This is a genomic window from Sphingomonas sp. NCPPB 2930 (assembly GCF_042867205.1).
Lineage (GTDB): Bacteria > Pseudomonadota > Alphaproteobacteria > Sphingomonadales > Sphingomonadaceae > Sphingomonas.
Genome location: NZ_JBHZQU010000001.1, coordinates 343363 through 359367, shown reverse-complemented (window position 1 = coordinate 359367; position 16005 = coordinate 343363). Strand labels below are relative to the sequence as shown.

Here is a 16005-nt window from a genome sequence, read left to right as displayed (position 1 = left end):
AAGCTGCAACCCCAGCTTGCGCATCAGCCGATCCCCCGATCCCAGGCGCATTCGCCCATCACATAGGTGCGCCGCACGGTGCGGTCGTCGCCCAGCACCTGCATCGCGAACAGCCGCGCGGCCAGGTCCGCGCCGGCGGTCCGCCGCGCAAGCAGCGGCGTGGCGGCTTCGTCCAGCACGACGAAATCGGCCTCCTGTCCGGGCAGTAGCGCCCCGACCCGGTCGCCGATGTTGAGCAGCGCCGCGCTGCCCGCCGTGGCCAGATAGAGCGCGCGGAACGGATCGAGCCGCAACTCGCGCGCGAGCGCCGCCTGATAGGCGACCCCGGCGGTGTGGAGCATCGAAAAGGACGTACCCGCGCCGATATCGCTGCCCAGGCCCAGCCGCAGCCGGTGCGCGTCCGCCTGTCCGAAATCGAAGAAGCCCGACCCCAGGAAGAGATTGGAGGTCGGGCAGACCGCGATCCCCGCCCCGGCCTCGGCGAGCCGCGCGCAGCTCCGGTCGGTCAGGTGGATGCCATGCGCGAACACCGATCGCGGGCCGACCAGTCCGAACCGGTCATAGACGTCGAGATAGTCGTGCGCGTGCGGGAAACGGTTCGCGACGGCGGCGCATTCGTGGCGGTTCTCGGCCAGATGGGTGTGCAGCAGCACATCGGGGTTCGCGTCGAGCAGCGCGGCGGCCTGTACGAGCTGTTCGTCGGACGAGGTCAGCACGAAACGCGGCGTGACCGCATAGCCCAGCCGCCCGCGCCCGCGCCATCGCTTGATCAGCGCCTCGCTATCCGCACGGGCGCTCTCGGGCGTGTCGCGCAGGCCGTCGGGCCCCAGGTCCATCAGCACCTTGCCCGACAGGATGCGCATTCGCCGGTCGAGCGCCGCCTGGAACAGCGCGTCGACCGATCCGGGGTGGACGGTCGGGAAGACCAGCGCGCTGGTCGTGCCGTGGCGGAGCAGCTCGGTCAGGAAGGCATCGGCGACGGCGGCGGCATGGGCGGGATCGGCAAAGGCTTTTTCGGCCGGGAAGATATGGCGTTCCAGCCAGTCGAGCAGCTGTTCGCCATGCGAGGCGATGCGGTCCATCTGCGGATAATGGACATGCGCATCGACAAAGCCGGGGACGACGATGCCGGGCAGCCGCTCGACGGCGACGCCCTCGAACTGCGGCGCCAGCGTCGCATAATCGCCGCGCGCCACGACCAGTCCGTCCTCGACCGCGAGCAGCCCGTCGGGCTCATGCCGGATCGCGGTCGGATCGTCGCGGGGATCGGCACCGATCGACAAAAGTTCGGCGCGGAAAAGGCGAAGGGTCATGGTCACTCGGCAATAGCGGGGTGGGGGGCGGGCTCACGGCCCAGCGCGAGAAGCTGGGCCAGGACCGACAGCGCGATCACATCGGGTTCCTTGCCGGTAATCGCCGCCAGTCCGATGGGGCAGGTCAGCCGGGCGCGGGCTTCGTCCGGCACGTCGTCGCGGGTCAGCCGGGCGAGGAAGCGGGCGCGCTTGGTCGCCGATCCGATCAGCCCGACAAAGGCCAGCGGCGGACGCGTCAAGGCGGCGCGGGTCAGCCGGTAATCGAGCCCATGGTCGTGGGTCAGGATCAGCACCGCCGCCTCGGCGGGGGCGTCGGCCAGACAGGCGGGCAGGCGATCCTCGTCGACGATCGTCACGCCCTCCAACTCCTGCATCGTCGCGCGGCTGTCGAACCAGGCGAGCCGCAGCGGCAGGCCGATCACCTGACGCGCAATGGCCTGGCCGACATGACCCGCACCGAACAGATAGAGCGGCCGATGCCACTGGCCGAGCCGCTCGGCCCAGCATGCGCCCGCGCCGGGGCGTTCGCCGCGCGCGGACAGGGCGACGATTGCCGCCGCCGGATCGACGGTGCGCGTGATGCCGGACGGGTGCAGCAGGGTGGTCAGCGTCGCGCCGAGGGTCGCCGTTTTGATCCAGCCCAACGCATCGGGGTCGATCTGCTCGATCAACAGCCGGACGCGCCCGCCGCAGCATTGGCCGAGCAGCGGCCCGAGCGGATAATCCTGTATCCGCCAGGTGCCGGGTGGGTGGGCCAGGATCGCACGGGCCTGTTCGATCGCCTGATGCTCCAGCGCGCCGCCGCCGATCGTGTCGAACGCGGCGGCGTCCGTCACGACCATCCGCGTGCCCGCTCCGCGCGGTGCGGACCCCTCGGTCGCCAGCACCGTGATCAGCGCGATGCGCTCGCCGGGTGTGGCGGCGCGCAGCTTGGTCATCCACAGGGCGTTCATGCGCGGTGGGCGGCGATCGCGCGCAGGATCGCCTCGGGCGTGGCGGGCGCGTTCAGCGGCGGAAAGCCGCGCCGTTCGGGCGCGGTGGCGGCCACCGCCTCGCCCAGCGCGGACAGCACGCACTGGGCCAGCATGAACGGCGGCTCGCCGACCGCCTTCGAGCGGTTGATCGTCGGCTCGACATTCTCCCCGTCCCACAGCGCGACCCGGAAACGGTGCGGGCGGTCGGCGGCGGTCGGGATCTTGTAGGTGGCGGGCGAATGGGTCAGCAACCGGCCATCCTCGGCGAAGACCAGTTCCTCGGTGGTCAGCCAGCCCTGGCCCTGGAGGAACCCGCCCTCGATCTGGCCGAGGTCGATCGCCGGATTGAGCGACCGGCCGACATCGTGGAGGATATCGACCGCCAGGACGCGGTGTTCGCCGGTCAGCGTGTCCACCACCACCTCCGCGCATGCCGCGCCATAGGCGAAATAGTAAAAGGGGCGCCCGCGATGCGCCGCACGGTCATAGGCGATGTCCGGCGTCGCGTAGAATCCGGTCGAGGATAGCGACACCCGCGCCAGATGCGCCTTGCGGCACAGCGTGTCGAAGGGGATCGTCTCCGCCCCCGCAACGACCCCGGCCGGGGTGAAGCGCACCGCCTCCACCGCACAGCCGCCGATCGACGCCGCCACGCCCGCCAGCCGCTCGCGAATGGCGCGCGCCGCCTCGAACGCCGCCATGCCGTTCAGATCGGCCCCCGACGAAGCGGCGGTGGCGGAGGTGTTGGGCACCTTGTCGGTGCGCGTCGCGGTGATGCGCACCTTTGTCACCGGCACAGCGAAGACGTCCGCCACGACCTGCGCGACCTTGATGTACAGGCCCTGGCCCATTTCGGTGCCGCCATGGTTCAACTGGATGCTGCCATCGGCATAGACATGCACCAGCGCGCCCGCCTGGTTGAGATGAGTGGTGGTGAAGCTGATCCCGAACTTCACCGGGGTCAGCGCGATACCTTTCTTGAGGATGGTGTGGCGGGCGTTGAATTCGCGGATAGCGGCGCGGCGCGCGTCATAGTCGCTGTCGTCGCGCAACCGGGCGATCAGCGCGGGCGCGATATTGTCGGCGATCGTCATGCCATAGGGCGTCACGTCGCGCCCCGGCCCGTAGAGATTGGCGATGCGCACCGCGAGCGGATCGCGGCCGAGCGCGGCGGCGACGGCATCGATCACCCGCTCGATCGCCAGCATGCCTTGCGGCCCGCCGAAACCGCGAAAGGCGGTGGCGGAGACGGTATGGGTCTTCAGCCGTTCTGAGACGATCTCGATCGCGGGCAGCCAATAGCAATTGTCCGCATGGAACATGGCGCGGTCGTTGATCGCGGGGGACAGATCGACCGTCGCCCCGCACCGCGATGCCAGCCGCAGCACCAGTCCGACGATCCGGCCGTTGTCGTCGAAGCCGACATCATAGGCGATCTCGAAATCGTGGCGCTTGCCGGTCAGCACCATGTCGTCGTCGCGGTCGCAGCAGAATTTGGCGGGGCGACCCGTCTTGGCGGCGACCAGAGCGGCGGCGGCGGCGAAGGGGGCCGCCTGCGTCTCCTTGCCGCCGAACGCACCGCCCATGCGACGTACCTCGACCGTGACGTCCGCCGACGTCACGCCCAGCAGGTCGGCGACCAGATGCTGGACCTCGCTGGGATGCTGGGTCGAGCTGGTGATGTGAATCTGCCCGTCCTCGCCGGGACGCGCGAGCGCGACCTGCCCCTCCAGATAGAAATGGTCCTGCCCGCCCATCGCGAACCCGCCGGACCGGCGATGCGGGGCGGTGTCGAGCGCGGCGGCGGCATCGCCGCGCGCCATGCGCTGGGTCGGCTCGATCAGCGAGGCGGCGGCGCGGGCGTCGGCGATCGACAGCAGCGCGGAGCGGGGGGCATAGTCGATCCGTCCCAGCCGCGCCGCCCGCCGCGCCGCGCCCCGGCTGGTCGCCGCGACGAGGAAGACCGGCTGGCCGCGATACAGGACTTCCCCGTCCGCAAGCAGCCGGTCGTCATGCGCGACCGGGCTGACGTCATTATGCCCCGGAATGTCGGCCGCGGTGAAGACCGCCACGACGCCCGGTGCGGCGCGCACGGCCGACAGGTCGAGCGCGACGATTTCGGCATGCGTCTCGCTCGACTGGCCGAAGGCGAGGTGGAGCAGGTCGGCGGGCTCGGGCTCGTCATCGACATAGCGCGCCGCGCCGGTGACATGCAGGACCGCGCTGTCATGCGGCAGCGAGGGCTTGAGGATCGGCTCGGCGGCATAGGGCGCGGTGGGATCGGCCATCAGACCGCCTCCCGGACCGAAACCGGCTCGCCCTGTTCGCGGTGCCACAGCCGCCACAGCAGATTGCCCGCCGCTTCGTGGCGATAGGCCGCGCTGCCGCGCACATCGGTCAGCGGCGCGAAATCCTCGCGCAGCGCGGCGACGGCGCGGGCGATCGTCGCTGGCGAAAAGGATGCGCCGGTCAGCGCCACTTCGCACGCCGGGGCACGGCGCGGCGTCGCCGCCATTCCGCCGAACGCGACCCGCGCCTCGGCGATGACGCCGTCGCGCAGCGTCAGCGCGAAGGCGCCGCACACCGCGGATATGTCGCTGTCGAAGCGGCGCGACAGCTTGGCGATATGGATGATCGCATCGGGGGCGGGGCGGGGGATATGGATGCGCTCGACAAACTCGCCGGGCGCCCGGTCCTGGCGGCCATAGCCGAGGAAATAATCTTCAAGCGCCAGCGTCCGACGCCGATCGCCGCGACGCAGCGTCAGCGACGCGCCCAGGGCGATCAGCGCGGGCGGCCCGTCGCCGATCGGCGAGCCATTGGCGATGTTGCCGCCGATCGTGCCCGCATTGCGGACCTGCAACCCGCCGATCCGCCGCACCAGCTCGCCCAGATCGGGATGCAGCCGCCCGAGCGCGTCATGCGCCTCGGCATAGCGCACCGCCGCGCCCAGCGTGACCCCGGCGGTGTCCTCCATGATGGTGCGCAGTTCGGGCACGTCGCCGATGAAGACCGGCGTGTCGATGTCGCGCAGTCCCTTCGTCACCCACAACCCGACATCGGTCGCCCCGGCGATCAGCCGCGCATCGGGATGGTCGAGCAGCAGCGCGGCGAGGTCGTCGGCCGATCGCGGTGCGAACCAGTTCGTTTCTGTCGGCTCTGGGGCCGTCCGAAGGTCGCGCAGCGCAGTGGCCAGTCGTGCATCGTCGCGGTCGATCCGGGGCGCGTCCTCGGCGGCGGCGAGGATCGGGCCATAGCCGGTGCACCGGCACAGATTCCCTGCGATCACGTCGGCAACCGACAGCGCGTGCCCCGCCGCGCCCACCGCGCGGCCATAGAGCGACATGACGAAACCCGGCGTACAGAAGCCGCATTGCGAACTGCCGTTGCGCGCCATGCACGACTGGAGCGGGGTCAGCGTCTCGCCGCGCGACAGGCTTTCGACGGTCAGCACCGCCTTGCCGTCGATCATCGGCAGGAACAGGATGCAGGCATTGACCGCGCGCCACGCGATGCCCTCTCCGTCCGGCTCGCCGACCAAGACGGTGCAGGCGCCGCAATCCCCCTCGGCGCAACCCTCCTTGGTGCCGGTGCGGCGCAGGCGATAGCGGAGATGGTCGAGCAGCGTCGCGGTCGGCTCCGCGTCGGCGACCTCCACCACCGCATCGTCGAGAAGGAAGCGGATCGTCATCGCCTCACGCCGCTCCCATCCAGACGAAGCGCGCGACGAACAGGGCGGCGAGCAGGAACAGGAACCAGTCGGCCCGCGTCGCCTGTCCGCGCGCCGCCTTCAATATGGCATGCGCGGTGATGCCGAAGGCCAGGCCATTGGCGATCGAGAAGGTCAGCGGGATCATCGCGACGGTCAGGAAAGCCGGGATCGCCGCCAGCGGATCGTCCCATTTCACCTCGGCCAGCGGCAATAGCATCAGCCCGCCGACGACGATCAGCGCGGGCGCGGTGGCGGCCAGCGGCACCAGCTGCGCATAGGGCGCGACGAACATCATCAGCAGGAACAACAGGCCGGTGACGATGGCGGTCAGCCCGGTGCGCCCGCCCGCCTGCACCCCCGCCGCGCTCTCGACATAGCTGGTGACGGTGCTGGTGCCCGCCACCGCGCCGACCATGGTCGCCACCGCATCGGTCAGGAGGATGCGGTTCAGGCCGGGAATACGACCCGCCGCGTCGATCAACCCGGCGCGTTTGGTCACCGCGACCAGCGTGCCGATATTGTCGAACAGGTCGACGAACAGGAACACGAACAATATCTCGAACAGGCCCAGCCCGTGCCGCCCGCCCGCCCCGAACACGCCGGGCAGGTCGATGCGGAACGCGGTCTCGGTCAGCATGGTCAGGCTATAGGGTTCGGGCTTCACCGTGACCTGGCCGGTCATCCAGGCGACGGCGGTGGTGACGACGATCCCGATCAGCATCGCGCCGCGCACGTTCCAGATGCTCAGCATCGCGATCAGCAACAGCCCCAGCAGCGCGAGCGCCGCGCCCGGCTGGGTCAACGGGCCCAGCGTTACCAGCGTCGCGGGGCTGGCGACGACGATCCCGGCATTCCTCAGCCCGATGAAGCCGATGAACAGCCCGATCCCGCCCGCCACCGCCGCGAACAGATGCGACGGAATGACCGAGACGATCAGCTGTCGCACCCCGGTCAGCGTCAGGATCAGGAAGCAGACGCCCGAGATCAGCACGCAACCCAGCGCGACCGGCCAGGGGATGCCCATCTGCTGGACGACGGTGAAACTGAAATAGGCGTTCAGGCCCATGCCCGGCGCCAGCGCCAGCGGCACATTGGCGACCATCCCCATCAGGATCGAGGCGAAGGCGGCGGCGAAGCAGGTGGCGGCGGCGACCGCCGCGACCGGCATCCCCGCCTGTCCCAGGATCGCGGGGTTCACCAGCACGATATAAGCCATGGTCAGGAACGTGGTGGTTCCCGCCAGCACCTCCGTCCGCAGCGAGGTGCCGCGCTCGCGCAACAGGAAACGGCGTTCCAGCGCGGTCGATGCCGGTCCTTCCGTCACTGCTGCTCGATCTGTCATTGCGTCCCCCGAAATCCGCCTCACGGGCGTCATGCCACTCAGTGCCCGACCGATCTACATCAATGAACGGGATAGATCGTTGCAAAAATGAGCGCACCCCTTGGTACGCCTCGCGCGCGGTTTAAGGCAACGCGACGTGCCGGATATTGCGATGGGCGGAGCGGAATCCGCTCCCTAGACAGGCTGGCATCATCAAGGGGGATAGCGAATGAACGCCCGTTGCAATGACGGTCGCAGGGGCAGGCGCGGGCGCGCCGGTGCGACCTGCGCGATGCTGGTGCTGGCGGCGGCGATGCTCGGCGGGGCGGCCGCACCGACATCGCCCGAGGCACGGACCGCCGCCTATCTGGACAGTATCGCGGACAGCCCGCCACGGCTGCGCATGTTCCTTCAGACCATGCCCAAGGGCGGCGACCTGCACAATCATGCGGGCGGCGCGGTCTATGCCGAGGATATGTTGCAATGGGCGGCGGCGGAGGGACTGTGCCTGTCGACCGATCCCGTCGGCGTGGCGCCCGCACCCTGCGACGCGCCCGGCCGGGTCGCGGCGGCCGATCTGGTCCGCGACTATCCGCGCTACGCCGCCTTTGTCGACGCTTTTTCCACGCGAGGCTTCGAAGCCGGGACCGGCGATCCGCGCATATCCGGCTATGACCGATTCTTTGCGACCTTCGGGGCCTTCGGGCCGATCGCCGCACGGCATGGCGGCAAGGTGCTCGCCCTGGCGCGCGAGCAGGCCGCCGCCGACGGCGTGTCCTATGCCGAGTTGAGCACCGGTTCGGCCGCGACGCAGCCCTTGCTGGCCAAGGTCGGGGAAGGCGATGTGGGCGATCTGGCCGCGCTCTATGCCAGGATCGCGCCGGAACTGCCCCGCGCGGTGCAGGCGACGCGGGCGGAATATGACGCCTATGAGGCGGAGATGGCATCGATCGACGGTTGCGCCACGGCCAACCCGAAGCCCTCCTGCGCGACGGAAATCCGGTATCAATATGCCGCCATCCGCACCCGGCCGCCGGTGCAGGTCTTCGCCGAACTCGCGCTGGGATTTGCGCTGGCGCAGGGCGACCCGCGCTTCGTGGCGGTCAATATCGTCGCGCCCGAACATGATCCGGTCGCGCTGCGCGACTATGCGCTGCACATGCGGATGCTGCGCTTCCTGAAGGCGCGCTATCCCGCCGTTCCGCTGTCGCTGCACGCGGGCGAACTGACCTTGGGGCTGGTCCCCCCGCGCGACCTGGCCTTTCATATCCGGGACGCGGTGGAGGTCGCGGGCGCGCGCCGGATCGGCCATGGTGTCGACATTTCCTATGAAACCGATGCCCGCGCCTTGCTCGCCCGCATGGCCCGCGACCGGGTGGCGGTGGAGATCAACCTGACCAGCAACGCGGTGATCCTGGGCGTGAAGGGGCGCGACCATCCGCTGTCGCTCTATCGTCAGGCGGGCGTGCCGGTGGTCCTGTCGACCGATGACGAGGGCGTCTCGCGCAGCGACATGACCAACGAATATCTTCGCGGAGTGACCGAGCAGAAGCTGCGCTACCCCGATCTCAAGCAGATGGCGCGCGACTCGCTGCACTATTCCTTCCTGCCGGGAGACAGCCTGTGGCGCGACCGCGCGGGCGGGGCCCGTGTCGCGGCCTGCGATCGCCTCGATACCCCCGCGTGCCGCGCTTTTACCGCGACCCATGCCAAGGCGCGGCTGGAGGCACGGCTCGAACGCGATTTCGACAGGTTCGAGCGGCAGAGCTTCGACTGACCATGCCGAAAGGGTGAGCGAAAAATGCGCGCGCTCGAGGCGGAATATTGCGCTTCTGCCGCCCCATTTGTCGACGCTAACACAGCCCTCGAAAGCGGGCGGCGCCGCGCGACATCATCCGGCGGATGGATGAAGAACGGCGCCCGGCCCATGCGGAATCAGGTGCGGGGGCAAATGATGAACTGGACGAAATGGTCGCTGCTGCTGTCCTGCGCGACGCTGCTGACCGATCCGTGCGCTGCGCAGGTCGCGACGCCGGCGGATGCGGCGCAGGAGGAATATCTGCCCGACATCGTCGTCACCGCCGAAAAGCGCGAGGCGGGGTTGCAGCAGGTGCCGCAGGCGATCACCGCGCTGACCGGCGATGCGCTGGTCGCGAACAACATCAACACCTTCCAGGATCTGAGCGCGCTGGCCCCCGGCCTGACCGTCGGCAATGCCGAGGGGGAGCGCACCACGCTGTCCATTCGCGGCGTCGGGCAGGAGGCGAACCAGAATGACGTCGCCGCGCCGTCCGTCTCCTATCACCAGGACGGCGTCTATATCGTGTCGCCCTTCGCGCTGGGCGGCAACTTCCTGGATGTGGGGCGGGTCGAGGTGTTGCGCGGGCCGCAGGGGACGCTGTTCGGCCAGAACTCGACCGGCGGCGCGATCAATCTGGTCACGGTCGCGCCCGCGCTCGACCGGACCGAGGGCTATGTCGATGCGGCCTATGGATCGTTCGACTATCGCAACCTGCGATCGGCGGTGAACTTGCCCATCGGATCGACGATGGCGGTGCGCGCGACGGGAAGCTGGCTGAAGCAGGACGGCACCACGACGAACATCCGGCTGGGGCAGAAGCTGGACCAGCGCAACGACGCGGCCTGGCGGTTCCAGCTGCTGTGGAAACCCGCCGACAATTTCCATATCGACCTGACCGCGCAGCAATTCCGCAGCGACACCAACGGGCCCGCGCGCTTCGGTCTGCTCGATCCGACCCCGCGCCGCGACGCGGACGGCCACCGGCAACTGGCGCAGGACTCGCCGTCGCACCTGTTCCTGCGCTCGCAACTGTACAGCCTGGTCGCGACCTGGGACCTGCCGGGCTTCACCGTCAAATATCTGGGCAGCCACCAGCGCGAGGATGTCCGCAAATATCGCGACAACGACTTTTCCGACGTGGCGCTGGTGGGGCCGCTGGCCGTCGAGCGCAGCTTCTATGAGCGGCAGGACCAGGCGCATCGCTCCTATACCTCCGAGCTGAACCTCGTGTCGCGCACGCCTTTGTTCGGCAGCGTCGACTGGGTGCTCGGCGCCTTCTGGTTCCAGCAGAAGATCGAGGCGCATTCGTTCGAGCGGGTGGATCGCAACCGCAACGGGGTGCTCGATCCGTTCAACGCGGTCGCCAATAACGGCCTGCCGCCCGCCGGGGACATCGGTTTCCAGAGCGATTTCTTTCCCGAGCGCCGCTCCTTCTCCTTTTACGGACAGGCGACCTGGCATGCGACCGACCGGCTGCGGATGACCGGCGGGCTGCGCTATACCGACGACCGGGCGACCAACCGCAACTATAACTTCTTCACCCTGTCGACCGGCCGACCGACCGCGCTCATTACGTCGCAGGGGACGGCGGTGACGGGGCGCGCGGCGGTGGAGTTCGACCTGGGCCGCAATCGCATGGCCTATGCCTCCTATACGCGCGGGTTCAAGCCGGGCGGCAACAACCTGACCTATGGCATTGCCGATGTGGCCGAGGATCTGGTGTTCCGCACCTTCCGCCCGGAACGCATCGACGCCTATGAGCTGGGGTTGAAGGCCGACTTCCTCGACGGACGGCTGCGCACCAATCTGGCCGGGTTCGGCTATGACTATGTCGACCTGCAATATATGACCAGCGACCCGCGCAATCGGTCGAGCGGCGTCGCCAATATCCCGCGCAGCCGCATCCTGGGGGCGGAGGCGGAAGTGACCTTCGCGCCCAGCCGCGACCTGCGGTTCAACACCGGCCTGACCCTGCTCGACAGCAAGGTCAGCGGCCATGCCCGCGCGCTGGACAGCGTGAATGCGACGGCGGCGGAGCGGAATCTGGTCGTCAACCAGCGGCTCAGCATCTTCGCGCCTGCCGTGACGCTGGCCCGTGCGGCGGTCATCGGCGATTTGTACGGCAACCAACTCGCCAAGACGCCCGCGTTCAGCGCCACGGCGGGCGTGAACTGGGACCATCAGTTCGGCGACGGGCTGCGCGGCTATGCCTCCGGCTTGTTCATCCGGCGCGGCGCGATGCAGGCGCGCGTGTTCAACAATCCCGCGATCGACCGAATCCCCGGTTACAATCAGGTCAACCTGACCGGCGGCGTCCGGTTCGGCGGCGGCTGGGACATCAGCCTGAGCGCGCAGAACCTGTTCGACACCGACGGCATCAGCACGCGCTTCACCGACGTGTTCGGCGTCAACGCCACCTTCGACCAGCTGATCCCGCCGCGCACCGTCATCGGCCGCGTGCGGTACAGCTTCTGACCGCGCGCCGAGCGATGGGGAGACGATAGCATGACGCAGCCGACGGAAGCCGAACGCAACGCCGCTATCCTTCAGGCCGAACGCCTGGGGCTGGTCCTTCCGGCAGCGGCGCTGGACGGCGTCGTCGCCAACCAGCAATTGCTGGCGCGGCATCATGCCGTCGTGCGCGAAGCTCTGGCGGAGGACGCGGAATGAGCGCGGTGCCCGAAACCGCCTGCGCCATCGCCGCCCAGGTTCGCGAGGGGCGGCTATCGGCCCGGCAGGTCGCGATCGACACGCTCGACCGCATCGCGCGGCACGATGGCCTGAACGCAGCCACCCGGTTGCTGCGGGAGAGGGCGCTGGCCGATGCGGCGCGGGTCGACGCGGCGGTCACCGCCGGACGCGATCCCGGCCCGCTCGCAGGCGTGCCCTTTGCGGTCAAGGACCTGTTCGACGTCGCCGGGGAGACGACGACGGCGGGTGCCCGGCAACGCGCGCAGGCCCCGGCGGCGGCCCGCGATGCCGAGGTCGTCGCGCGGCTGTGCGCGGCGGGGGCGGTGCTGGTCGCGACGGCCAATATGGACGAGTTCGCCTATGGCTTCTCCACCGAGAACGCCCATTACGGCACCACCCGCAACCCGCACGATCCCGATCGGCTGGCGGGTGGCTCGTCGGGCGGGTCGGCGGCGCTGGTCGGTGCGGGGCTGGTCCCGCTGGCGCTGGGATCGGATACCAACGGATCGATCCGCGTGCCCGCCAGCCTGTGCGGGATATTCGGGTTGCGGCCGAGCTTCGGCGCGCTGTCGGTCGAGGGCGTCTATCCCTTTGTCGAGCGGCTCGACACGGTCGGATGCTTCGCCCGCTCGTCCGAGGATATGGCGCTCGCCCATGCGGTGATGCTTGGCGAGGCGGTGTCGCCGTCAGAGGCCGGGCCGGTGCGTGTCGCGGCGCTGGGCGGATGGTTCGCCGGGCGGGCCGATGCCGCCGTCCTTGCCGGGATCGATCGGATCGCCGCGCATCTGGAGGCGGGGCCGCCGGTCGTGCTGTGCTATGCTGCCGCCGCGCGGTCGGCCGGTTTTCTGCTGACCGGGGCCGAGGGTGGCCATCGCCATTTGCCCGCGCTGCGCCGCGACGCGATGGCGTTCGATCCGGCAACGCGCGACCGGCTGATCGCGGGGGCGCTTCAGCCGGTCGCAGCCGTCCGCGATGCCGAGGCGGTCGCCGCGCGCTTCGTGGCCGAGGTCGCCGACGCGCTGGCCGGGCATGACCTGCTCTTGGCCCCCGCGACGCCGATGCCTGCGCCCCGGATCGATGCGACGACGATCGTCATTGACGGCCAGACCCTGTCCGCACGCGCCGATCTGGGCCTGCACACCCAGCCGCTGAGCCTGGCGGGGGTGCCGATCCTCTCGGTGCCGCTGGCCCAGGCCGAGGGGGTGCTGCCGATCGGCGTGCAGTTGATCGCCGCGCCGGGGCGTGAGGCGCTGTTGTTCGACACGGCGGCGGCGCTGGTCGCGGCGGGGCTGGTGGCCTGTCCGCCCGTTCCTCTTCTGGCGGAGGCGGCATGATGCGCGCGACCCCCCGTTGCTTGCGCGGCATGGTCAGCGCCCCGCACCATCTGGCGGCGCAGGCCGGACGCGACGTGCTGGCCGAGGGCGGCAGCGCGGTCGAGGCGGCGGTGGCGACCGCCGCCTGCCTGGCCGTGGTCTATCCGCACATGACCGGGATCGGCGGCGACGGCTTCTGGCTGGTCGCCGAGCCGGACGGCCGGACCTGGGCGATCGACGGCTGCGGTGCGGCGGCGCTGGCGGCGGACCGCACGCTATACCGCGACCATGCGACCATTCCGTGGCGCGGGGCCCTGGCGGCGAACACGGTGGCAGGGACCGTCGCGGGGTGGCAGGCGGCCTTGGCGCAGAGCGGCGCGACCCTGCCGCTCGACCGGCTGCTGCGCGATGCCATCCATCACGCCCGGAGTGGCGTGGTCGTCACGGCGGGCGGAGCGCAGGTCGCCGCCGCCGCGTCGCCCGCACTACGCGATCTACCCGGCGCCTATGCATCCGTCTTCGAGCCCGAAGGCCGTCCGCTGGTCGAGGGGGATCTGCTCCGCCAGCCCGCGCTGGCGGCGACGCTGGAACGGTTGGCGGGGGAAGGGCTGGACGGCTTTTATCGCGGCGCGCTGGCACAGCTAATCGCCGACGACCTCGCCCAGCTCGGCAGTCCGCTTGCGGCGGCCGACCTCGCCGCCTTCGACGCGCGCAATGTCACGCCGCTGGAGGTGGCGATCACCGGCGCGCGCCTGTTCAACCTGCCGCCGCCGACGCAGGGGGTGGCGTCGCTGCTGATCCTGGCGCTGTTCGACCGGCTGCGGGCGGCCGAGGCCGACGGATTCGACCATGTCCACCGGCTGGTCGAGGCGACGAAGCAGGCGTTCCGCTGGCGCGACGCGCATGTCGGCGACCCGGCGACGATGACCCAGGATGCGCAGGCGTTGCTGCGCGATGCCGCCGCGCTGGACCGCATGGCCGGGGCGATCGACCCCGACCGCGCCGCGCCATGGCCGCATCCCCCGGCGCTGGGCGACACGACCTGGTTCGGCGCGGCCGACGCGCGCGGCCAGGTCGTCAGCTGTATCCAGAGCACCTATTTCGAGTTCGGATCGGGCATCGTCCTGCCCCGGACCGGCATCGTGTGGCAGAATCGGGGATGCTCCTTCGCGCTCGACGGTGACGGCCCCAACCGGTTGCGACCCGGAGCGCGGCCGTTCCACACGCTGAACCCGGCGCTGGCGCGCTTCGACGATGGCCGGGTCATGGCTTATGGCACGATGGGCGGCGAGGGACAGCCGCAGACCCAGGCGGCGATCTTCACCCGCCACGCGCTGTTTGGCCAGCCTTTGCAGGCGGCGGTGGACGCCCCGCGCTGGCTGCTCGGGCGGACCTGGGGCGACCAGAGCACGACGCTGAAGATCGAGGCGGGGTTCGACCCGGCCTTGTACGACCGACTGGCGGCGGCGGGCCATGCGGTCGAACACGTGCCCGGCCGGTCGTCGATGATGGGCCATGCCGGGGCGATCCTGCGCCATCCCGGTGGGATGATCGAGGGCGCGGCCGATCCGCGCAGCGACGGGATGGTGGCGACATGGTGACGACGACCGCATCCGGCGCGCGCGCGGTGGCGCGCTGTCTCGAACTGTCGCGGGCGCCCTATAGCGACCGGGCGGACCGGCTGTTTCGCGGCTGGCTGACCCCCGCCTATCGCGCGACGATCGAACGCGTCGGGGCGTGGATGGAGGCGGCGGGCATGACGGTCCGCCATGACGCCGCCGTCAACCTGATCGGCCGCTATGAGGGCGCCCGCCCGGACGCGCCCGCGCTGGTGATCGGCAGCCATCTCGACAGCGTGCGCGATGCGGGGGCCTATGACGGGCCGCTGGGCGTGATGCTGGGCATCGAATGCGTCGCCGCACTTCATGCCGAGGGGCGCAGGCTGCCCTTTGCGATCGAGGTGATCGGCTTTGGCGACGAAGAGGGATCGCGCTTTCCCGCCGCGATGCTGGGCAGCCGCGCGGTGGCGGGCACGCTGACGCCGGGCGCAGCCGACATGGCCGATGCGGCGGGGATCAGCGTCGATACCGCACTGCGTGAGTTCGGCAGCCAGGCCGCCGCGCTCGCCACGGCACGTCGCGCGCCGGGCACGATGATCGCCTATCTCGAGGCGCATATCGAACAGGGTCCGGTGCTGGAGGCCGAGGGGCTGGCGCTGGGCGTCGTGACCGGCATCGCAGCGCAACTCCGCCTCGAGGTGACGGTAAACGGCGTCGCGGGCCATGCCGGAACCGTCACCATGCCCTTGCGCCGCGACGCGCTGGCCGCCGCCGCGCGCATGGTGTCGGCGGTCGAGGACATCGCGGTCGCCGCCGCGTCCGATCTGGTCGCGACGGTCGGCCGGATCGAGGTTGCGCCGGGGGCGGCGAACGTAATTGCGGGCGAGGTGCGCTTCACCGTCGACATTCGCGCAGGCGCGACCGACCGCCGCGACCGCGCCGCCGCCGCGATCGGCGCGGCGATGGAGGCCATCGCGCGCGATCGGGGCGTGACCCTCACCGTCGCGACGGTCCACGACCTGCCGCCATGCCCGTGCGATCCGGGGCTGATGGATTTGCTCGACACGGCGGTCGTCGCCACCGGGCAGGGCTCGCGTCGGCTGATGTCAGGCGCGGGGCATGACGCGATGGCGATGGTCGCGCTGGGGCCGATCGCGATGCTGTTCCTGCGCTGTGCCGGGGGGATCAGCCACAACCCGGCCGAGCATGTCGACCCGGCCGATGCCGATGCCGCCTTTGCCGCGATGCGCGGCTTTATCGACCGATTGGGAGAAGATTATCGTGACGCCTGACCTTTTCGGCGAGATCGATCCGCCGCAGC

At 70.1% G+C, this 16005-nt stretch carries 11 protein-coding genes; 6 read left to right on the top strand and 5 right to left on the bottom strand.

The features are described from left to right. Nucleotides 1-23: 23 nt before the first annotated feature. From guaD to ACFX59_RS01605, 5 genes are read right to left on the bottom strand one after another with little or no spacing between them, the layout of a single operon-like run. Entirely contained in the window at nt 24-1313 is a 1290-nt protein-coding gene (guaD, locus tag ACFX59_RS01625) for a guanine deaminase (RefSeq protein ID WP_387428990.1), read from the bottom strand. Between the two features lie 2 nt (nt 1314-1315). Then, nucleotides 1316-2251: a xanthine dehydrogenase accessory protein XdhC gene (gene xdhC / locus ACFX59_RS01620; RefSeq protein ID WP_387428987.1), complete on the bottom strand. Its 936-nt coding sequence runs from the start codon at nt 2249-2251 to the stop codon at nt 1316-1318. 11 nt (nt 2252-2262) lie between these two features. After that, a complete protein-coding gene (gene xdhB, locus ACFX59_RS01615; RefSeq protein WP_387428985.1) occupies nt 2263-4575 on the bottom strand; it encodes a xanthine dehydrogenase molybdopterin binding subunit in 2313 nt (770 codons plus the stop codon). Continuing rightward, a complete protein-coding gene (gene xdhA, locus ACFX59_RS01610) occupies nt 4575-5978 on the bottom strand; it encodes a xanthine dehydrogenase small subunit (protein ID WP_387428982.1) in 1404 nt (467 codons plus the stop codon). Before xdhA ends, xdhB begins: the two co-directional genes overlap by 1 nt. A gap of 4 nt (nt 5979-5982) precedes the next feature. Then, nucleotides 5983-7341, bottom strand: coding sequence for an NCS2 family permease (locus tag ACFX59_RS01605; protein WP_387428980.1), 1359 nt, complete (start codon nt 7339-7341; stop codon nt 5983-5985). Between the two features lie 208 nt (nt 7342-7549). On the opposite strand from ACFX59_RS01605, the gene ACFX59_RS01600 reads away from it, so the two are divergent. The 6 genes from ACFX59_RS01600 (at nt 7550) to ACFX59_RS01575 (ending at nt 15976) form a co-directional block, all read left to right on the top strand. Beyond that, nucleotides 7550-9097, top strand: a complete 1548-nt coding sequence (locus ACFX59_RS01600; protein ID WP_387428977.1) for an adenosine deaminase — start codon at nt 7550-7552, stop codon at nt 9095-9097. Between the two features lie 174 nt (nt 9098-9271). Then, entirely contained in the window at nt 9272-11596 is a 2325-nt protein-coding gene (locus tag ACFX59_RS01595) for a TonB-dependent receptor (RefSeq protein WP_387428974.1), read from the top strand. Between the two features lie 30 nt (nt 11597-11626). Next, nucleotides 11627-11791 carry a hypothetical protein gene (locus ACFX59_RS01590; RefSeq protein ID WP_261270511.1) on the top strand — a complete coding sequence of 55 codons (165 nt, stop codon included), beginning with the start codon at nt 11627-11629 and terminating at the stop codon, nt 11789-11791. After that, nucleotides 11788-13146 carry an AtzE family amidohydrolase gene (locus ACFX59_RS01585; protein WP_387428970.1) on the top strand — a complete coding sequence of 453 codons (1359 nt, stop codon included), beginning with the start codon at nt 11788-11790 and terminating at the stop codon, nt 13144-13146. Before ACFX59_RS01590 ends, ACFX59_RS01585 begins: the two co-directional genes overlap by 4 nt. After that, nucleotides 13146-14726, top strand: a complete 1581-nt coding sequence (locus tag ACFX59_RS01580; RefSeq protein WP_387429617.1) for a gamma-glutamyltransferase family protein — start codon at nt 13146-13148, stop codon at nt 14724-14726. Before ACFX59_RS01585 ends, ACFX59_RS01580 begins: the two co-directional genes overlap by 1 nt. After that, the gene (locus tag ACFX59_RS01575) at nt 14720-15976 is read left to right on the top strand and encodes an allantoate amidohydrolase (RefSeq protein WP_387428967.1); all 1257 of its coding nucleotides are present in this window, start codon (nt 14720-14722) and stop codon (nt 15974-15976) included. Before ACFX59_RS01580 ends, ACFX59_RS01575 begins: the two co-directional genes overlap by 7 nt. The last annotated feature ends 29 nt before the right edge of the window (nt 15977-16005 follow it).

Bases quoted from the DNA above. Each gene is read 5' to 3' on its own strand.
- ACFX59_RS01595 (WP_387428974.1), top strand. From the start codon at position 9,272: ATGATGAACTGGACGAAATGGTCGCTGCTGCTGTCCTGCGCGACGCTG.
- xdhA (WP_387428982.1), bottom strand. From the start codon at position 5,978: ATGACGATCCGCTTCCTTCTCGACGATGCGGTGGTGGAGGTCGCCGAC.
- ACFX59_RS01590 (WP_261270511.1), top strand. From the start codon at position 11,627: ATGACGCAGCCGACGGAAGCCGAACGCAACGCCGCTATCCTTCAGGCC.
- ACFX59_RS01605 (WP_387428980.1), bottom strand. From the start codon at position 7,341: ATGACAGATCGAGCAGCAGTGACGGAAGGACCGGCATCGACCGCGCTG.
- xdhB (WP_387428985.1), bottom strand. From the start codon at position 4,575: ATGGCCGATCCCACCGCGCCCTATGCCGCCGAGCCGATCCTCAAGCCC.
- guaD (WP_387428990.1), bottom strand. From the start codon at position 1,313: ATGACCCTTCGCCTTTTCCGCGCCGAACTTTTGTCGATCGGTGCCGAT.
- ACFX59_RS01575 (WP_387428967.1), top strand. From the start codon at position 14,720: ATGGTGACGACGACCGCATCCGGCGCGCGCGCGGTGGCGCGCTGTCTC.
- ACFX59_RS01585 (WP_387428970.1), top strand. From the start codon at position 11,788: ATGAGCGCGGTGCCCGAAACCGCCTGCGCCATCGCCGCCCAGGTTCGC.
- ACFX59_RS01580 (WP_387429617.1), top strand. From the start codon at position 13,146: ATGCGCGCGACCCCCCGTTGCTTGCGCGGCATGGTCAGCGCCCCGCAC.
- ACFX59_RS01600 (WP_387428977.1), top strand. From the start codon at position 7,550: ATGAACGCCCGTTGCAATGACGGTCGCAGGGGCAGGCGCGGGCGCGCC.
- xdhC (WP_387428987.1), bottom strand. From the start codon at position 2,251: ATGACCAAGCTGCGCGCCGCCACACCCGGCGAGCGCATCGCGCTGATC.